The sequence below is a fragment of the Ruminococcus flavefaciens 007c genome (assembly GCF_000571935.1).
In the GTDB taxonomy this organism is placed as follows: Bacteria; Bacillota; Clostridia; order Oscillospirales; family Ruminococcaceae; genus Ruminococcus; species Ruminococcus flavefaciens_F.
In genome coordinates this window covers 20,738-39,865 of record NZ_ATAX01000008.1, presented here as the reverse complement: position 1 = coordinate 39,865, position 19,128 = coordinate 20,738, and the positions used below count along the sequence as shown (strand labels likewise).

At 43.9% G+C, this 19,128-nt stretch carries 14 protein-coding genes; 7 read left to right on the top strand and 7 right to left on the bottom strand.

The features are described 5' to 3' along the window. Nucleotides 1-24 precede the first annotated feature (24 nt). From RF007C_RS01960 to RF007C_RS01930, 7 genes are all read left to right on the top strand, one after another. Entirely contained in the window at nt 25-2,094 is a 2,070-nt protein-coding gene (locus RF007C_RS01960) for a heavy metal translocating P-type ATPase (RefSeq protein ID WP_037296760.1), read from the top strand. A 464-nt stretch (nt 2,095-2,558) separates the two neighbouring features. After that, complete coding sequence (locus tag RF007C_RS01955) at nt 2,559-3,782, top strand: hypothetical protein (protein WP_037296757.1); 1,224 nt, start codon at nt 2,559-2,561, stop codon at nt 3,780-3,782. 181 nt (nt 3,783-3,963) lie between these two features. Then, entirely contained in the window at nt 3,964-4,872 is a 909-nt protein-coding gene (locus tag RF007C_RS01950; RefSeq protein ID WP_026052902.1) for a LysR family transcriptional regulator, read from the top strand. Between the two features lie 100 nt (nt 4,873-4,972). Beyond that, nucleotides 4,973-7,246 (top strand): 5-methyltetrahydropteroyltriglutamate--homocysteine S-methyltransferase, encoded by a 2,274-nt coding sequence (metE, locus tag RF007C_RS01945; RefSeq protein ID WP_037296754.1) that lies wholly within the window; start codon nt 4,973-4,975, stop codon nt 7,244-7,246. Then, nucleotides 7,233-8,120: a methylenetetrahydrofolate reductase [NAD(P)H] gene (gene metF, locus RF007C_RS01940; RefSeq protein WP_037296748.1), complete on the top strand. Its 888-nt coding sequence runs from the start codon at nt 7,233-7,235 to the stop codon at nt 8,118-8,120. The genes metE and metF overlap by 14 nt, the downstream gene beginning before the upstream one ends. A 256-nt stretch (nt 8,121-8,376) precedes the next feature. After that, a complete protein-coding gene (locus RF007C_RS01935) occupies nt 8,377-9,210 on the top strand; it encodes a hypothetical protein (protein ID WP_037296745.1) in 834 nt (277 codons plus the stop codon). A 12-nt stretch (nt 9,211-9,222) separates the two neighbouring features. After that, complete coding sequence (locus tag RF007C_RS01930) at nt 9,223-10,059, top strand: hypothetical protein (RefSeq protein WP_037296742.1); 837 nt, start codon at nt 9,223-9,225, stop codon at nt 10,057-10,059. Between the two features lie 165 nt (nt 10,060-10,224). On the opposite strand, the gene RF007C_RS01925 is transcribed toward RF007C_RS01930, so the two are convergent. From RF007C_RS01925 to RF007C_RS01895, 7 genes are all read right to left on the bottom strand, one after another. Next, nucleotides 10,225-11,739, bottom strand: a complete 1,515-nt coding sequence (locus RF007C_RS01925) for a sensor domain-containing diguanylate cyclase (RefSeq protein WP_019679316.1) — start codon at nt 11,737-11,739, stop codon at nt 10,225-10,227. Between the two features lie 18 nt (nt 11,740-11,757). After that, nucleotides 11,758-12,516: a cytidine deaminase gene (locus tag RF007C_RS01920; protein WP_037296740.1), complete on the bottom strand. Its 759-nt coding sequence runs from the start codon at nt 12,514-12,516 to the stop codon at nt 11,758-11,760. Between the two features lie 573 nt (nt 12,517-13,089). After that, on the bottom strand, nt 13,090-13,599 hold the full coding sequence (locus tag RF007C_RS01915) for a class D sortase (protein ID WP_161634863.1): 510 nt from the start codon (nt 13,597-13,599) through the stop codon (nt 13,090-13,092). A 31-nt stretch (nt 13,600-13,630) separates the two neighbouring features. Beyond that, on the bottom strand, nt 13,631-16,270 hold the full coding sequence (locus RF007C_RS01910; RefSeq protein WP_037296737.1) for a hypothetical protein: 2,640 nt from the start codon (nt 16,268-16,270) through the stop codon (nt 13,631-13,633). Nucleotides 16,271-16,401: 131 nt separating this feature from the next. Continuing rightward, entirely contained in the window at nt 16,402-17,451 is a 1,050-nt protein-coding gene (locus RF007C_RS01905) for a hypothetical protein (RefSeq protein ID WP_037296731.1), read from the bottom strand. Between the two features lie 52 nt (nt 17,452-17,503). After that, entirely contained in the window at nt 17,504-18,313 is an 810-nt protein-coding gene (locus RF007C_RS01900) for an SH3 domain-containing protein (RefSeq protein WP_037296729.1), read from the bottom strand. A 122-nt stretch (nt 18,314-18,435) separates the two neighbouring features. Further along, entirely contained in the window at nt 18,436-19,122 is a 687-nt protein-coding gene (locus tag RF007C_RS01895) for a response regulator transcription factor (RefSeq protein WP_037296727.1), read from the bottom strand. Nucleotides 19,123-19,128 lie beyond the last annotated feature (6 nt).

Here is a 19,128-nt window from a genome sequence, read left to right as displayed (position 1 = left end):
TCTGTTTTTATAGGAGGATATAATATGAAATGCAAGATAATGCATGAATCAAAGGGGCGTATGCGAGTACGCTTCTGCATAAAGCGAATGACCGTCAGGCAGGCAGATATTGCGGAATATGCGCTGTCTGCCGTAATAGGAGTAACAAGGGTTCAGGTATTTGAACGTACCTGTGATGTGATCATTGCATACACCTGTCCGAGGGAGAAGGTAATACAGGAACTGTCATGCTTTTCTTTTGAAAGTGAGGAAAAAATATCACTTGTTCCCGAGCGTACAGGAAGAGAACTTAACAAGAATTATGAGGAAAAACTTGCCGCTGTGGTTATAAGAAGATATATAAATAAACTGATACTGCCCCAGCCTATACGCAGGATAATTGCTTTTATCAAAGCTGCAAAATACATATTTCGGGGACTGAAATGTCTGCTGAAAGGCAGGCTTGAAGTATCTGTACTTGATGCAACTGCTATCGGAGTATCACTGTTCCGTGGTGATTTCAAGACCGCAGGCTCGGTGATGTTTCTGCTGAATGTAGGAGATATCCTCGATGAGTGGACACACAGGAAGTCAATTGATGACCTTGCAAGGACTATGTCTCTCGGAGTGGAACAGGTCTGGACTAAGACTGCTGACGGACAGGAGGTTCTTGTGTCAGTTAACGAAGTCCGCAAGGGTGATATGATAGTAGTCAGAACAGGCTCTATGATACCGCTTGACGGTAAGGTTGTATCGGGCGACGCAATGGTAAATCAGTCTTCCATGACAGGCGAATCTGTGCCGGTTCATAAGAGCGAGGGGGCTTACGTCTACGCAGGAACAGTTGTAGAGGACGGCGAGTGTACTGTCAGAGTCGAGAATACCGCAGGGGGCGGCCGCTATGACCGGATCGTGAAGATGATAGAGGAGTCAGAGAAGCTGAAATCCTCTGCCGAGGACAAGGCTTCACATCTTGCGGATAAGCTTGTATCGTGGAGTTTAGGCGGAACGCTTCTCACATGGCTTCTCACACGGAACGCCACAAAAGCACTTTCTATCCTTATGGTTGACTTTTCATGTGCTCTGAAACTTGCGATGCCTATTTCCGTGCTTTCAGCAATGCGTGATTGCAGTAGATTCGGCATAACAGTGAAGGGAGGACGTTTTCTTGAAGCTGTTGCAGAAGCAGATACCATAGTTTTTGATAAAACGGGAACGCTTACTCATTCAAGCCCGCGAGTAGCTAAGGTCATAGCCTTCGGAGAACGTGACGAGGATGAAATGCTGCGTCTTGCAGCCTGCCTTGAGGAGCATTATCCACACTCTATAGCTAACGCTGTTGTAGCTGCGGCATCTGAAAAGGGTCTTGAACATGAGGAGTTCCACTCAAGTGTTGAGTATGTTGTTGCACACGGAATATCAAGCATGGTAGAGAATGAGCGTGTACTCATCGGAAGCCATCATTTCATCATCGAGGACGAGAACTGCACCGAGCCCGATGATGAAAGATACAATGAGTTGCCTGAGGAGTATTCACATCTGTATCTTGCAATAGGCGGCGAAGTTGCGGCAGTTATATGCATTGAAGACCCACTTCGTAAGGAAGCGGCTGAAGTTATATCGAAACTTCACGAATATGGCATTTCAAAGGTTGTAATGATGACAGGTGACAACGAGCGCACAGCAAAAGCAGTTGCTGAAAAAGTCGGAGTCGACGAGTATCATGCAGAGGTGCTTCCGGAAGACAAGGCTGCATTTATCCGAGCAGAGCATGATGCGGGAAGAACGGTCGTAATGATAGGCGACGGTGTCAACGATTCTCCTGCACTGAGCGAGGCTGATGCAGGCATAGCCATAAGCACAGGAGCTGCCATTGCCCGTGAGATAGCTGATATAACTATATCTGCTGATGACCTTTATGCTCTTGTCGAACTGAAACGTCTGAGCAATGCTCTTATGAAGCGTATTCATTGGAATTACAGAACTATAATAGGCTTTAATGGCGGACTTATCGGACTTGGTGTCCTTGGAGTCCTGCCACCTGCGACATCTGCACTTTTGCATAATGCTTCGACACTTGCTATAGGCTTAAAAAGTATGACAGAGCTGAAATAAAGCGGATATAATGAAACGCTCAGTGGGGGGCCTGAGCGTTTTTTTGCATACTTTAGCTTTTCCAAGTGCAGATTTTACAGCTCCCTTTGTTCTGACATCCCTGTCTCTGTCTTTCTGAGAAAGAGTTGATCCTGAAATACACACGGACAAAGTCAAACATGGTATGTACGTGCTTATCCGCTTTATAAGGACAGCACAGGAACTCAACACTTGGCCTATAGTGACTGCATCAAGGCAGACAAAAGCGAGAAAACAGGATAAAAAGATCCCCGGGGAATGCCCTTCTGTCTTTTGCGGCTAAGCTATAAACATAACTAATTGAAGAATGTGAATTAGGAGTATTTGAGTCCGAGCATACTATTGGAATTTCTGTTTAAAAACAGAAGCATATTCAAATTCTTGACTTGAATGATGTTATATGTTATAATTCTGATGAATTTGTAATAATGGCAGGTGGCGATAGTATGGCAGAAGTTTCGGAATACAAATGTCCGTCCTGCGGAGCACCGATGCGCTTTGACATTAACGAACAGCGCATGGTCTGCACTTTTTGCTCAAACAGTTACGACTTTGAATATATACGTTCCCATTTCAATGAAGTGTCCGATAAAAAGCTATCGGATTTTGACTGGGTGGAGCGCACCAAATATGTATGGGAACCGAATATACTTGAACAGCTTGCGGAATATACCTGTCCTTCCTGCGGCGGAAATATCATAACAAAGAATACTTCTGCTTCGGCCAGATGTCCTTTCTGCAATCATGAGGTAGTTGTTTCTTCAAATTTTGCCGGGGATCTGCGTCCCGATAAGGTCATACCGTTCAGGAGAAAAGCAGAGGAATTTGCCGAGAAGTACAGACAGAACATTGCAGGTTCAGTCTATGCTCCCGATGAATTCAAGGCATCGTCGGTCACAGACGGTATTGTGGGCTGTTATATACCTATATGGGTATACAGCTGTACCTGCGATTCGGTGGGCGGAACTTCCGACAGCGTAAGGTTCAGGATCAAGGATTTTCCTATACTGGGAACAGATATAAAGAAGGATATTTTCTATTCTGTTGCACCATTTCAGTTTGATGATGCGGAAGACTTCACCGAATCATGTCTTACGGGATTTTATGCAGGCAGGTACTCCATCGGAGCCGAAAATGCTATGAATCACGCCGATGAAGAGGTAAAACAGGTATGCTCCGCAAGAGCTGCTCTGGCAGCGGGAGGAGACTATATTCCGGGCATGGCAGTTAAGGAAAGTGTGATAAGCGATAAAAAGCTGACCTATTATCTTGTTCCGATATGGTTTCTGAATGTTGCGTATAAAGGACAGGATTACACATTTGCAATGAATGGTCAGACAGGTGAATTTGCTTCTCCCGATGTTCCGTTTAATTATAAGGCTAAGCTTTACGGGCTGCTGATATTTGTGTTTTTGATGGCAGTGACCTTCATTCTTTGTTATTTCTTTGTGAAGGAAGATTATATGTCTGTACCGATTGCTTTGCTGATAACTACTGTATTTTCATTGTTTGGTGCTTCATCATTTGTTTTCATAGCTTCTGCAATAATAAACTATAAGATCTCCAAAAAGCTCAGAGGCGGATTAAGAAATGCTAAAAGCTACAGTGCTACAGGAATAAAGAATTATATCGACGGCGATGTGAAAATTAATGGGCTCAACAGCAAATAAATACGGTGAAAACGGTATGCTCCCTACGGAATTCAAGACTCCGGAGGGAGCATTTTATGTCAGGAATGATCGAACAGCAGCTGTATTATCATATGCTTTAAATATTGACAATAAAAAAATAACGCTATATAATGATAATGGCATTGAAGCTGCCGTTTATTTTATATTGGGAGGTCAGTCAATGACACTGCAGCAACTGAAGTACATTATAATGATAGCTGAAACGGGTTCCATAACACTGGCGGCGGAACGCCTGTTTATAGCGCAGCCCAGCCTTTCAAAATCTGTTGCCGAGCTGGAAAAGGAAATGGGTATAACCATTTTCCACAGAAGCAACAGAGGCGTGTATATGTCCGAGGAGGGCACAAAATTCCTTTCCTATGCAAGACAGATAATCGAGCAGACCGAGCTGCTTGAAAATGAGTACAAGTCCGCGCCGCCGCCGAACAGAGCCTTTGCAGTATCTTCTCAGCATTATGCGTTTGTAGTCAACGCATTCGTGGAGCTTGTCAGGGAGTACGGCCGTGACAAGTACGAATTCTCCCTGCGAGAGCTGAAGACCGCAGAGATAATCGAGGACGTCCGCACCCGCCGCAGTGATATAGGAGTCCTGTATCTAAGCAGGTTCAACCGTGAGGTAATAAAGCATATCCTTCAGAATGAGGAGCTGAAGTTCGTATCGCTGTTTACGGCAGAGCCTCATGTTTTTGTCAGCAGGAGCAATCCTCTTGTAGGGAAGAAATCGGTCACACTGGACGACCTGAAAGCCTTTCCCCGCCTTACCTACGACCAGGGCGTGAGAAATTCGTTTTACTTTGCCGAGGAGCTCCATATCACAGCGGAAAGTCCGAAAAATATAATTGTATCGGACAGAGCCACACTGTTCAATCTTCTCATCGGCCTTGACGGATATACCATCTCATCGGGTATACTCAGCTCGGATCTCAACGGAAGCAACATCGTTTCCATTCCTCTTGAAAGCGATGAAAGTATGGAGATAGGCTATATAACCATCGACCGTCAGATGAATGAGATAACTCTCAGGTATCTTGAACACCTTAAGGAATATATCGCAAACTACTCTTCCTGATATAGCTTTTGGCTATGGTACTGCATTTCTTTTTGATATTAACACATTTCTGGCCGATATGCTATAATAACATTACTAAAGCATATCGGAGGAATAGGCAATGAATACAACAATTATCGGATACCCAAGAATAGGAAATCTTCGTGAGCTCAAATTCGCAAGCGAGATGTATTTCCGCGGAGAGATCACAGCAGCAGACCTTGAAAAGACAGCAAGAGAGATACGCTCATATAATCTGGAGCTCCAGAAAAAAAGCGGACTTGACCTTATACCGTCAAATGACTTCTCATTCTATGACGGAGTGCTTGATACGGCATTTCTTCTGAATGCAGTCCCCGGGAGATATACAAGCCTCGGTCTTTCAAAGCTGGACACATATTTTGCGGCAGCAAGAGGCTATCAGGGAGAAAAGGGCGATGTAAAGGCTCTGGCCATGAAGAAGTGGTACAACACCAACTATCACTATATGGTGCCTGAAATAGATGACAGCACCGAAATAAAGCTTGTGGGAACAAAACCCTTTGAGCTCTTTGCAGAGGCTCTTGAAAGCGGAGTTAGGACAAAGCCCGTTATTATCGGCGCTTATACGTTCCTGAAGCTTGCAAGATACAAGGGAAACAAGAAAGCAGCCGACTTCATATCACAGACAGCCGCAGCATATTCGGAGATACTGAAAAAGCTGTGCGGTCTGGGCGCAGAGTGGGTGCAGTTCGACGAGCCTTCACTGGTAATGGATATGAGCAGCGAGGATACAGAGCTCTTCAAGGCTCTTTATGAGAAGATACTCTCTGACAAGGGCGGGGTAAAGGTCATTGCCCAGACCTACTTCGGAGATGTCCGCGACTGTTATAATGAGCTTTGCGGACTTGGATTCGACGGCATAGGCCTTGATTTTACCGAGGGCAAAAAGTCGCTGGAATTAGTAAAGAAAAACGGCTTCCCAAGCGGAAAAGCTTTGTTTGCGGGCGTAGTAAACGGTAAGAATATCTGGCGCAACAATTATGCCACCTCACTTCTTACACTTACGGAGCTGGCAAAGCATACAGAGGATATAGTTATAAATACCTCCTGTTCGCTTCTTCACGTTCCCTGTACTCTTGCAAACGAAACAAAGCTGGAGGAGCGCTGCAAAAAGCATTTTGCCTATGCGGAGGAAAAGCTCACAGAGCTTGAGGAACTGAAAAGGATAACAGCCTCTCAGTGCCCCGCGGAAACTGAGGAATACAGGCGCAATCTTGCTCTCCACAGCGAGCCGAGAACAGGCGGCAATGAAGTTGTAAGAGCAAAGGTAGCTTCGCTTACGGATAAGGATTTTGTAAGACTTCCTGCATTTGCAGAGCGCGAGAAGATACAGAAGGCAAGATTCAATCTGCCCCTGTTCCCCACAACTACAATCGGCTCATTCCCCCAGACTGCCGAGGTCAAGTCGGCACGTAAATCCAACCGCAGGGGAGCGCTTTCCAACAGCGATTACGAGTTCTTTATCGAGAAGAAGATAGCCGAGTGTATCGCACTTCAGGAGAATATAGGCCTTGATGTACTGGTACACGGCGAATTCGAGCGAAACGATATGGTGGAGTACTTCGGAGAGTGCCTTGACGGATATATCTTTACGGAAAAGGCATGGGTGCAGTCCTACGGTACCCGCTGCGTAAAGCCCCCTGTGATCTGGGGAGACATATCCAGAGCCAGACCTATGACCGTAAAATGGTCTGTATACGCTCAGAGCCTTACCGACAAGCCTGTAAAGGGTATGCTCACAGGACCTGTTACCATACTCAACTGGTCCTTCCCGAGAGAGGATATAACACTGAAAGAGAGCGCATTGCAGATAGCTCTTGCCATACGCGAGGAGGTACTTGACCTTGAAGCCAACGGCATCAGCATCATACAGGTTGACGAGGCCGCTCTCCGTGAAAAGCTTCCCCTCCGCAGGTCTGACTGGAGAGAGGATTATCTTGACTGGGCTATCCCTGCATTCAGATACGTTCATAGCGGCGTAAAGGCAGAAACACAGATACATACCCATATGTGTTACAGCGAGTTTGCTGATATAATCAAGGATATTGACGATATGGACGCTGACGTTATAACCTTTGAGGCGTCAAGATCCGATCTTACTATACTTGATGTGCTCAAGGAGAACAATTTCCGTACAGAGGTAGGCCCCGGAGTATATGATATACATTCTCCGAGAGTTCCCTCAAAGGAGGAGATAAAGTCTGCCATCAGCAAGATGAGGGAGCGTATCCCTGCTGAAAAGCTGTGGATAAATCCCGACTGCGGACTTAAAACAAGAGGCAACGAGGAAACGGTCCCCAGCCTTACCAATCTGGTAGAGGCTGCGAAAGAGGCGAGAAATGAAAACTGCTGAATTATTTGAGAATATGACGATATTCTCACTTGAGATATTCCCGCCCAAGCCGGATGCGGACGAGAGCGTAATATATGATACTCTCGATGAACTGACGGATATCCATCCCGATTTCATAAGCGTGACCTATGGTGCAGGCGGCGGCAAAAACGGCTGCAAGACTATACAGATAGCTTCCGATATAAAGAACAGGTACGGTGTTGAGAGCGTTGCTCATCTGCCGTGTATAGACCTGACAAAGGAGCAGGCAAGGGGAATACTCGACAGTATGCAGGAGCATGGCATCGAGAATATCCTTGCTCTCCGCGGAGACTGCGCCGACGGTTCGTCAGGCAGCGGTGATTTTCATCACGCCAGTGAACTCATAAGCTTTATCGCGGATAATTATGACTTCAATATTATAGCAGCCTGCTATCCCGAGATACATCCCGAGAGCAGAAATGCCGTTGAGGATATGAAGTGGCTGAAGCATAAGGTAGACTGCGGTGCGGATCACCTTATAAGCCAGCTGTTCCTTGATAACGGATATTTCTATGACTTTTATGAAAAGGCACGTATCGCAGGCATAAATGTGCCTGTTGAGGCAGGTATTATGCCTGTTACCAACAAGCGTCAGATAGAGCGTATGGTGAAGCTTTGCGGCGTTGAGTTGCCAAGGAAATTTGTCCGTATCCTTGAAAAGTATGAAGACAACGAAACGGCATTGCGTGAAGCAGGCATAGCATATGCAATTGATCAGATAATTGATCTGGTTGCAGATGACGTGGACGGTATACATCTCTATACAATGAACAATCCTTATGTCGCTCACAGAATATACGAAGCTGTACAGAGCCTCATATCTGCAAAGCGTTCCTTGCAGGCAGTAAGATAGGCCTTAGGCGGGCAGCTGTAAATACTGTTGTACTAACGTCGTAAAAGCTGTCTTACAGCAGCATTATTCACGTGATCTTACATTTTTAACATTCTACCTATGGATAACGCAGCTCAAATGAGCTGCGTTATTATTATTTCAGGGTTCATTATGTCCTGTTGCCGTATGAAGTGACAAATGTCACATGATTAATGACAAACGACGTCTTTTTCAAGCAGATGAAATGTGCTATAATACATTCAAAGGAGTGATACTAATGAAAAAAATCATCGCACTACTGGCTGCAGCAATTTTAACAGCAGGACTTTTCTCATGCGGCAGGACTTCAACAAAAACTAAAGAACTCAACGACTTGCAGAAGGAGCTTCTTGCAGCAGAGGGACTTCCAACGGAAGCCGACGAACTGACAGACTCTCAACTGCGCTCAATTCAGCGTATCTACAAGATGATAACCTATCTCAACGAGAAGTATGACGAGGAGTTCATCTATGGGGGATATCTCGAACCTGCTGCAAATCAGATGGAAACACTGTATGCTTATCCTCGGCTGTTGGGAGCAGATTACGGCAGGAATACTGTTACAGTCAGGGCAACAAAAGACGGTTTTACTGATGATTACAGTGACAGATCAATCGTCGACTACGCTGAGAAAATGGCAAACGACTTTATGAAGGATTATTTTAAATCCGATCAGGTCATTGCTTTTTTCAGTGTAAATGCCTGCGATATTGAAAAAAATGAAGTAGTAGACGGAGATTTCCAGTGGAAGCTCGGCGTTTCCGATATTATCTTTGTGAATGAGGATATTTGCAATGCTGAGCAGGTAGAAGAATTCGCTGTTAATTACGCTAAATGGCTTTATGAGCATGAATTAAGTGGCGACCATAGGATAAATATTCTACAGCAATATGATGTTACTAACATAACGTATGGTGAAATAGCTGATATGTATGATACAGATTATTATAAAGGGTATTTTAATTTTGGATTTGATTCAGATAAAAAAAATGTATTACAAAGTGAGCATTTAAGAGGAGAAAGAGCTCTAAATGATTATTCAATAGATGAATTTTTTTCTAAATATAAATAAGAAGGATAAAAAATGAAAAAGATATTTTCAGTTATCACTGCAGCAGTAATGATATCGGCTATGTTCTCCTGCGGTGCAAAAGATAGAACTAAATCAGTGAATAACCTTAACGACTGGCAGAAGGAAGTGCTTGCAGCAGAGGGACTTCCCACAGAGGCTGATCAGCTGACAGACTCTCAGCTGCGCTCGATACAGCGTATCTATGAGATGATAACCTATCTCAACGAGAAGTATGACGAGGAGTTCATCTATGGGGGATATCTCGAACCTGCTGCAAATCAGACGGAAACACTGTATGCTTATCCGAGATTACTGGGAGCGGATTACGGCAGAAATACCGTTACCGTCAGGGCAACAAAGGACGGTTTTACTGATGATTACAGTGACAGATCAATCGTCGACTACGCTGAGAGAATGGCAAACGACTTTATGAAGGATTATTTTAAATCCGATCAGGTCATTGCTTTTTTCAGTGTAAATGCCTGCGATATTGAAAAAAATGAAGTAGTAGACGGAGATTTCCAGTGGAAACTCGGCGTTTCTGACATTATTTTTGTAAATGAAGATATTTGCAACACAGATCAGGTGGAAGAATTCGCTGTTAATTACGCTAAATGGCTTTATGAGCATGAATTGGATGGACGTCATAGAATTAATGTTGTAAAAGACTATGATGTAAATAATATGGACTATGGTAATATAAGAGAATATTACGAGAGTGAAGATTATATAGGTTTTTACAGCTTTGCGTTTAATTCAAATAAAAATAAGGTATATCAAGACGAGTTCTTATCAACTAGAAACGAAAATGAATACAATATTGAAGTTTTTTTTTCAAAATATAATTAAAGGAGTAAAATTAAATGATACTTAATTGAGAATATGTTGAAAAATTATCTGACGAAGAACCATGTATTGACTTTCAATATAAGTAAAAATAACAGAATAGAAAACAGGCAGAACATAAAAAGTTCTACCTGTTTTGATTAATAGCCTGTAAGCTTAGTTTGGTTTTTACATCTCTTTATACATGATCTGACCTGATGCAGCATTATTATTGTTGTTTATCATATCCTTGAGGGCAGCTATGACAGCTGTATTGATCTCGCCCTTCTTTCTGACCACAGATGCCTTATATCCGAAGTTGATCTTGCCCATGGGAGTTGTCTGAGTAGATGTGAGCTTACGGTAAGCTTCGGACGCAAGATTATTTATAGTATCGGAAGCTGTATTTCCGCTTTTATCAGGTATCGCAACAACAAATTCGTCAGAGCCTGTGCGGTAGAGCTTTCCGTCCTTGAATACCTGCCTGAGCGTTTCGGAAGTCTTTACAAGGAGCCAGTCGCCTACGTCGTTTCCGTACTTAGCGTTTACTCCGCTGAAGTTATCGATATCGAACATTACGAAGTAATAAGGCTTCTTCTGCTTGTTGGCTTCGTCAATGTCCATAGAGAAGGCGATACGGTTGCTGGTCTCTGTGAGAACGTCCTTGAACATCGCGGTATAGAGCGATTCCTTGGTCTTATTGCTCTTGACGATGGTGGAAGCAAGCTTCTGATTTACCTTTTCCTGCTTCTTGTTTATGAAGCTGAAGAGAAGCATCAGACCGATAATGGCAAGTCCGAATATTCCCATATATATTCTCATGACGTTGGTAAGAGAATATATCTCTTTCTTGGTATCGTCAAGCATTAGTATCCAGCCGTGCTCGGGGATATAGGAATAAATAGAGATGTACTTTTTGCCGTTTTCCTTATGCTCAAAGCTTCCGGAATCACTTGCCTTGCGGCCCTTATTGCTTGCGCATATAGACTGTATCTTGGGATTTTCGGCCAGCTGACCTACTAGATCGCTGTTCTTGTTGAATACATACTTGCTGTCGTTGACATTTACCATGCTGTATGATGTTTCGCTGAGACCTTTTATCTTCAGCGAATCAAGAGTTTCAATGAGTCTGTTTGTAAATATACCGATACCAACAAGTCCTATTGGATTGCCGTTTTCATCGTATACAGCCTTATACATGGATACGATCTGCTTGCCGCTGGCTGGAGATATGATGATACCTGTATCGTAAACGCCGTTTCCTGCGGCCAGCATTGCGTCCTGCAGCTGCTTCAGAGGCTCGGGATCCTTACGGGTTATCATGCCTACAACTTCGGGATTTGTATGAGCGAGAACGTGAGTGTTCCATTCGCTGACATAAATACCCTCGAGGTTTTCGATATCGGCAGAATAAGCTGCGGTATAGGCCTGAGCTCTTTCCTGGAGCTCGGTATTTTCGGGATCCTTCAGCAGATCTGTGATCTGTGAAGCCTTGCTGTAATATGTAAGGATATTCTCGGAGTTTTTAACATAAGTCTTTATGATATGAGCACGTTCGTCAATTATGGTCTGCATATGCTGCATGGAGTTTCGTCTTGTTGTATAGCTGATTGTCGCTGTAATGATGATCGACAGGATTATCATTACCACAAGCTGGATTATTAACAGTAAAGTAATAGCTGAGATCTTCTTGGAACCTTTCATTTTAACTTCCTCCCACCCTTATTTTTTAAATAGACCGAAACGTTTTTTCTTTGTCGGAAGACTATCGAGAAATTCATCCGTATCGTCATCCGCTGCAACTTTAAGAAGACTGCTTACTTTCCCCTTAAGAAGGTCTCCCGTTGCATTCTGCATATTTGTTGCTAAATCGGCTTCCTGCACACTGACACTGTTCTCACTGGCAGCCGGCCTTACCGGTTCAGCTGCTACAGGATTGCTGACAGGTTCGGGCGTTACAGGAGTACTAACAGGCTCAGACGATACAGGAGTGTTGACGGGCTCAGGCATGACCGGAGGTATCGGCACATTTGGCACGACAGGTGCCGCATGAGTGTTCCGCGGCATAGCATTGCCCATGAACGGAGCAGGCGCGGGATTTCCCATAGGAGCAGCGAACATACAAACATCATAGATGTTGATCATTCTGTCAGGCATCATTATCATACATCCTCCGTTCTCCGGAGAAAGTGACAGGATATACCCTAAACATTGGTTGCAGGGCAGAAGAGGAGTTCTGCTCTGTGTACTGATAAGGAGAAGACCTCTGATCGTGCTTTCGCCCGAAGCAAGCATATTCCTTACAGCATCTACTTCAGCATGAACAGCAATATTCATGTCCGTGCGGCTGATGCCAGTATAGATCCTTCCCGAAGCAGCTTCGAGAGCACATACAGTATCAGCGGGAGAAACATAAGCACCTGATTCAAGCATTTTTATTGCTAAAGTCTGTGCAGCGTTAAAAATTGCATCTGTGTTCATTTTTTTCACCTCATATCATGCAGTCAGTACAAAAACAAGAAATTTCTTAACATTTTTATGCACCGGCCAAGTGTTAAATGCTCCCAATATATCTTTACATCATACCGATATTATACCACATAGTATAATTAAATTCAAGAGAAATGCATAAAAGATTTTTGATTTCAGCACTTTTTTGTTTAAAACAAACAATTATAGACGGTTTTTCTGTGCAGCTATATTTTATAATTTTAATCAATCTTGTTTGCGATATACAATTTGTATATATAAAAAAGAATACGTCGGAATGTAAAATGAGCGATTGCCGAAGATGCCCATATATTAACTCCGCATTTAAAACAACGCTGCTGTGTTGTTTTACGATCAGCCTTTTGAAAAATCTATTATCGGAATACATTGATTTTTTATACGATCGTTAACCATGGTTAACAACTGATTTGATATAAAGAAAAGTGCAGCAGTAAAAGTGAACTGCTGCACTGTTTTACAGTGTTATTATATCAGCCAAGATGCGAGACTGCGGGTGCGGGATTCTACAGCCTGATTATCCTGATGATAACAGAGCAGACAGCCTCAGCGGCTGCCTGCTTTTTGGTATATTCCGACCACGACCTGCCGCTGTTTTCCGTCATCGGTGCAGGTGACAATGGTTATCCTGTCATCACCGAAATCGTCAAGTATCCATGTTTCGTCGGGATCAACGATAAAGCTTTCCCTGACTGTATAGATATAGCGGTTTTTCTGCTTGTCATACAGTGTTATCTGCATACCGCTGCGGACGTTTTTCAGGTTGTTGAAATACTCCTTGTAGATTGTACTGCTGTGGCCTGCAATGCAATAATTGCCTTTGCCGAGATCTCCTGTTCCGATAAAGTGGCCGACTGCCCTTGAGATGGTCTTGTTATCCGTTCCCTCGAGTATCGGAGCTTTTATTTTCAGATCGGTTATCTCGATAACGGGATTATCACGCATCAGCTGATACTTGCGGTATTCCCTGTATATCTTCCTCGCACCGAAAAAGCCGAGTATACCTGTGCCGATAAATATTGCAATGAGTCCTGCTGCAAACAGGACCCGCTGCATATTATTTTTCTTCTGTAATGTATCGGATATATTATTCTTCATCTTCTTTTTTGCGGAGCTTTCCGGACTTGATCACAGCGCCCACACCAAGAAGTGTAAGAGCTGATGCGCCCGCCAGCGCTCCTGCCATTGCCAGTGAATTGTTGCCTGTCTGCGGGAGATTTACCGCGCTGCCGTCAGAGAACTTCTCGCCGATGCCTGTATCGGGATCAACGGTGTATGCGTCAAAATCCTCGCCGTTTTTATCTGTGAATACAACAGTTACGGAACCGCCCACATTAGTCATTGAATGTGTTTCAGCCGGACGGATACCTGTTTTTTCCTCATAATCCTTTGCAGCCATTTTCTGAAGTTCATCTGTTGAATATTTGTACTCAGGTTCTATATAGCGGACAAAATGCTGTGATCCGTCCTGACCTGTATAGAGATCGTTAAGAGGAGTCTGTGAAGTTGCTTCAAAGCCTGTATAGAACTCATTGTTTTCGTCGTAGAGATTGAACCATGTCTGCATGCTGCCGTTAGGATAACCGATGTCTTCTACCTTAACAGTACCGTACATTAATCTTCCGTCAATGAAGATAAGGTTAAAAGAACCGTCGTCCCTTATAATAAGGGTTCTTGGATAAAGTGTATCAACTTCGTCCCATGTGCCTGATATCTCAGAAACATCATGCATTTCGGCTCCGTAAAAATCACCGAATTCATAGCTTTCGATATGCCATTTGCCGTTTTCGCATTTGAGTAATGCTTTGCCAACACCGAAGAGTTCATCGCCCTTATTGGCTATGGCTGTGCAGTAGTCCATAGCAGGATTTTTGATGGTAACACCGTTCTCTGTATGGAACTGATAGAAAGAACGCGGTATAAATTGTACATAGAGTGAACCGTCCTTCTCAATGAAATAACCATCAATGTACCTGTTAAAAACTTCTTTTGCTTCTCCTGTGAAATTATCTGCAACAAATGCATATAGGTCAGCTATAGAAGTAAAACGGCTGTCAGTTACCTTTACATAACCATTTACTTTTCCGTCATCGGCAGTATAAGCAGGACTTGCACCGGTTAATGCCATAATTACATTGAAGTTTTTCATAACTCTTTTGGCACCCTCAGTCTTATCCTCCTTATCAGACGCAGTATCTACATATATACCGCTGCTATAGCTGCTTATCTTCCATCTTCCGTCATCGAAGAAGAATGCAGCCGTTGCAGGGCCGTAAAGAGCGTCATTATGATTTGTGTATACTCTGAAACGATTCATCGCAGGATCTGTAACATTTATATCAGCTTCCGTTGCAAATATAATGTATGACATTCCTGCCTTCTTTGCATAGAGCGAACCGTTCTTTTCCATAAGGCATTCATCGCAGCTGTTTAAAAGATCTTCTTGAAGTGATTCTGTACAGGTCTGTTTTATGAAGTCCTTAAAAGCCGAAACAGAAGTAAAACGCTCATCGGTTACCTTTACATACTCCTTGATCGCATTGTCCTCTGCTGTATATACAGGACTTGCAAAAAGTATACCGTTGATAGTGTTGAGATCATTCAGTCTTGCTGCTGCGATCTCGCTCTTGTCGGCATTTTTTTCGTCTTCCTGACGGACAAAATGTATTTCTTCGTCATTGCCTGAGTAAATATCGTTCAGAGGAACATTTCCGTCTGCCTTGAAGCTGTACCAGAATGCTCCGTCGATATTATAGAAGTTGTAACGATATTCTTTGCTGCCCTCAGTATCAATGAGGTATTCCAGATCTATGAAACCTCTTACAGTCTCTGTTCCGTTGATATACTCAAACTTGCTGTTATAGAAGCTTCTGCCTTCGGTGATGGTAAGCACAGCCTCAGTGTCTGCAGCATCATTCCATGTGCCGATAAGAGCAGCTGTGCTTAAGCCTGCTGCAGGATACTCTGCGGGCTCGTAGAATCCGTATTGATTCAGGGGATCTCCGTATTTATTTGTTTTGCGCCTGAGAGTAAAATCTCCTGCTTTCAGCTCATTGACAGTCTTGTTTTCGGTAACGGGGAAGCCGATCCATGCCATTCCGCTTTCGTTGTAGAAATTGTACCACTTGCCGCCGTCGTCCTCGGCAAACATCTTGCTTCCGATGGTGATGAAACCATTTTCTGTGGAATCGTCGGTATAAGTAACGGTATATGCACCGTTCTGATAGATATTGAAGACTCTTCCGTCAACGTCAGCCGCTTCCCATTCGCCTTCTATTGCCGAAAAGTCAGCGTCAACAGATAACAGCTGAGCTGTTCCGCCGTTTCCGATGATAAATGCATTGGGGTTATTCTGCTGACAGTAGCAGCCGATGAAGAAGCTGTCTCCCTCATAGAATGCAAAGAACGGAACTTTGTATTCCCCGCCGAATGTATCATAATCAAGCTTTACTGTACCTGAATGTGTATTGCCTTCAAGGTCGGTATATGTATATGTACCGTCTTCTTTAACGGTCACTATGCCGTTGTCGGTCATGCCCGCCGTTATATTCATGCCTTCGGGAGCTACCTGATACTTCCACTGACCTGCAAGGTTCCTGATGTCTGTTTCATCGTAAGCTGCTTCTGCTGATGCTGAAGCGGGTGCTGTTTCTGCTGCAAAAGCTGAAGCTGCAGGCATTGCTGCGAGCAAAGCAAGTGCTGCGAGACAAGAAATCATTTTTTTCATAATTATTACCTCATTCCTTAATAAAATAGATTAGTTTCGGCTTTATGCCTTTACTGTGATTATATAATAACACAGTTTATACGTTTTTTGCGCAGAATTACAAAATTGTAATTCTGTTTTTGTGTGACCGTTCAGAAGCTGTCATTTACCCCTGTTATTTTCCAGCTTCCGTTGTCCTTTATAACATCAACCGTAACTATGACCTCTGCACCGTAATCATCATTTTTTATATTTATGGAGTACCCGTCGGGATAGGCTGAGGAAACGGTGATCTCAGGATCCTCGTACGTGAAGGAGTATCTGCTGCCCATAGGACGGTATTCGATATAAAGTCTGCCGTTTACGTCAATGCATTTGGGATGGTCTGTTCCGAGAAGATGCTCATAGCTGCTGCTGATAAATGTGTCCGTCATGTATCTTGTAAGGTATTCGCGCACGTCAGCAGTTGATGTATATATATTATCCGTGGACTTATGATAGATAGTTCCGTCGTCGGTCCTGTATTCCGAATCCATGTCTGTTTTTATGCCTCCGCCGCAGGCAAGGGCATCTGCAAAAGCAAGAGCGTCCCTTATATCCTTTGCTTCGGGGATAGAGGGAGCAGGCTCTCTGCTGACATTATTTGCAGGAGTATCATTGCCGGCGGGAGATGTATTGTCCTTGCTGCGGATGAAGCATAGCATATCCTCACCCTGACCTGCCGTGATACGGTCCTGAGTTGTATCTGTTATGTCCTTGAAGAAGTATTCCCAGAATTCTCCGTCTGCATCACAGAACTGATAATATACAACGTTACCGTCGGGGTATACTTCTGTGATCTTTCTTACAGTTCCGGTCATGGAACCGCCGCCCTTATATTTCAGTTCAAAGCTGCCGTCCTCCATGATGTTGATCGTTCTCGGATCAAGTACGTTTTCCTCCACCCAGAAGCCTTTGATCTCATTTATATCACTTGTTAATTCAAGTTGTCCGTGCTTATCGTTGTTGGCGGTAGTCCTTGCAGCTTTTTTCTCATTGACGGTCACTTTGGTCGTCTGAGCAGTATCTGTGTTCCCGGAAGCCGCAGTTGTTACGGAATTGAGCGGCTTTTCAGGTTCCGAGGTGTCGGCAGAGGTTTTACCGCAGGAGACTGTTGCAGCCATCATTGCGAGCAATGCAAGGCAATAGGCTGTTTTTTTCATAATGATCACTTCATTTCCTAAGACATAGATTGTTTTTCTTACACAGATATTATCACTTGCGGGTGTAATGAGGATCCCCTGACTGACCTGCATATATATCTGTGAGCTGTATGCCGCTTTCAGCATGGAATGCTGTAACAAAAGCGCCTTCTTTATTATAGAGAGTGTACCACATTTCCTCCATATTATCGGGAGTGAGGGTGTATTCAAGTAAAACGCTGCCCTGAATATCGTAATAGGTCGTTTTCATTTCAAACTGTCCTGCGTTCCAGCTGCAATCATGGAATGTGATGGTATCATCTCCGCAGGTCCATGTTCCTTCAAGGTCTGATACGGCAATGCTTGTCCTGGGCTGTTCTGTAACGGGATAGTATCCGTAGATGTTTGCAGTCTCTGTACCTGCATCGTAGGACTCTATCTCCTTGATGTAGTCTGCGCTTACATAGCCTGACTTTCCTTTGAATACAGTGCAGTACCAGCCTGCTCGTCCGCATGAGTAGATGTCTATCTGAGTGCCATTGGGGATAGTATCGATTATATCTGCTGTGGGGAACGGCTCATTTCGGAGGTTCAGGTCGTCTCCTTGAGTAGCAACATATCCGCCGAAGAGACGGTCAGATTCATTAAAGGTCGGAGCGTTCTGTTCAGTATCCTTTGCCTTGTTCTCTGTCTCAGACTTAGCTGATACATTGGCAGCTGTTGTCTTTTCAGCTTTTGAAGCTTCCGGTACAGCAGTTGTCACTGCTGAAGACGTTGTTGTTTTCTGACTGTTTTCCAAGGTGCCGTTGTTTCCTGTATTTCCACATGAAACTGCTGCTGACATCATGGTGAGTATTGCAAGACAAATGACTGTTTTTTTCATAATAATTACCTCTTCCGTTTTAAAACTTTCAGGGAAGTGTCTCCCTTGGTGTAATTACATGATAACACGTTTTTTCGTCCTTGTGTCCGGAATTACAAATTTGTAATCGGCAACAGTTCTGTTCAGAATATAACACGGCGGAGAACGTACTCTCCCTCGGAGGTGGCTGCTATCTCGTATGTGCACATATCGTCCATGTTGAGGTGCTTTTTAAGACGAGAGATGTTTACTCTTATGGTATTTTTGTTATCATCCACATCACAGCTGTATATCGTCTTGTATATATCGCGGTAGCTTATGCGTGAGCCTATCTTTGAAGCCAGCATATATAATATCTGAAGCTCGCGCTGAGGCAGGTAGTATTCATTGTCATCAAGGGTGACGGTACCCGAAAAAAGGTCAATGGTAAGGCTGGGGAGCTCTATTTTCGGATGCTGTGGAGCCTGCTTGACATTTCGGCGGAGCTGGACTTCTATACGCGCTTTCAGCACGTTCAGGTCGTAAGGCTTGGTTATATAATCGTCGCCTCCGCTTCTGAAGCCCATTACAACGCTGTCGTTCTCGTCACGGGCTGTAAGGAATATTACGGGAGCCTGTGTTTTCTGACGCAATATCTTGCAGAAATCCATTCCGTCACCGTCCGGAAGCATGACATCCAGCAGTACAAGGTCGGGGATGCACTCTTCCAGCATAAATGAAGCAGTCTGTACGGAATCCGCACAATGGACGGTATATCCTTCTTTTTCAAGGAATGACCTGTTGATGCGCATGATGTCTGAATCATCTTCCACTAATAATATGTGTGACATAATAAC

What these genes read in the sequence shown, in the direction of transcription:
- RF007C_RS01960 (WP_037296760.1), top strand. Translation starts at nt 25, where the DNA reads ATGAAATGCAAGATAATGCATGAATCAAAGGGGCGTATGCGAGTACGC.
- RF007C_RS01955 (WP_037296757.1), top strand. Translation starts at nt 2,559, where the DNA reads ATGGCAGAAGTTTCGGAATACAAATGTCCGTCCTGCGGAGCACCGATG.
- RF007C_RS01950 (WP_026052902.1), top strand. Translation starts at nt 3,964, where the DNA reads ATGACACTGCAGCAACTGAAGTACATTATAATGATAGCTGAAACGGGT.
- metE (WP_037296754.1), top strand. Translation starts at nt 4,973, where the DNA reads ATGAATACAACAATTATCGGATACCCAAGAATAGGAAATCTTCGTGAG.
- metF (WP_037296748.1), top strand. Translation starts at nt 7,233, where the DNA reads ATGAAAACTGCTGAATTATTTGAGAATATGACGATATTCTCACTTGAG.
- RF007C_RS01935 (WP_037296745.1), top strand. Translation starts at nt 8,377, where the DNA reads ATGAAAAAAATCATCGCACTACTGGCTGCAGCAATTTTAACAGCAGGA.
- RF007C_RS01930 (WP_037296742.1), top strand. Translation starts at nt 9,223, where the DNA reads ATGAAAAAGATATTTTCAGTTATCACTGCAGCAGTAATGATATCGGCT.
- RF007C_RS01925 (WP_019679316.1), bottom strand. Translation starts at nt 11,739, where the DNA reads ATGAAAGGTTCCAAGAAGATCTCAGCTATTACTTTACTGTTAATAATC.
- RF007C_RS01920 (WP_037296740.1), bottom strand. Translation starts at nt 12,516, where the DNA reads ATGAACACAGATGCAATTTTTAACGCTGCACAGACTTTAGCAATAAAA.
- RF007C_RS01915 (WP_161634863.1), bottom strand. Translation starts at nt 13,599, where the DNA reads ATGCAGCGGGTCCTGTTTGCAGCAGGACTCATTGCAATATTTATCGGC.
- RF007C_RS01910 (WP_037296737.1), bottom strand. Translation starts at nt 16,270, where the DNA reads ATGAAAAAAATGATTTCTTGTCTCGCAGCACTTGCTTTGCTCGCAGCA.
- RF007C_RS01905 (WP_037296731.1), bottom strand. Translation starts at nt 17,451, where the DNA reads ATGAAAAAAACAGCCTATTGCCTTGCATTGCTCGCAATGATGGCTGCA.
- RF007C_RS01900 (WP_037296729.1), bottom strand. Translation starts at nt 18,313, where the DNA reads ATGAAAAAAACAGTCATTTGTCTTGCAATACTCACCATGATGTCAGCA.
- RF007C_RS01895 (WP_037296727.1), bottom strand. Translation starts at nt 19,122, where the DNA reads ATGTCACACATATTATTAGTGGAAGATGATTCAGACATCATGCGCATC.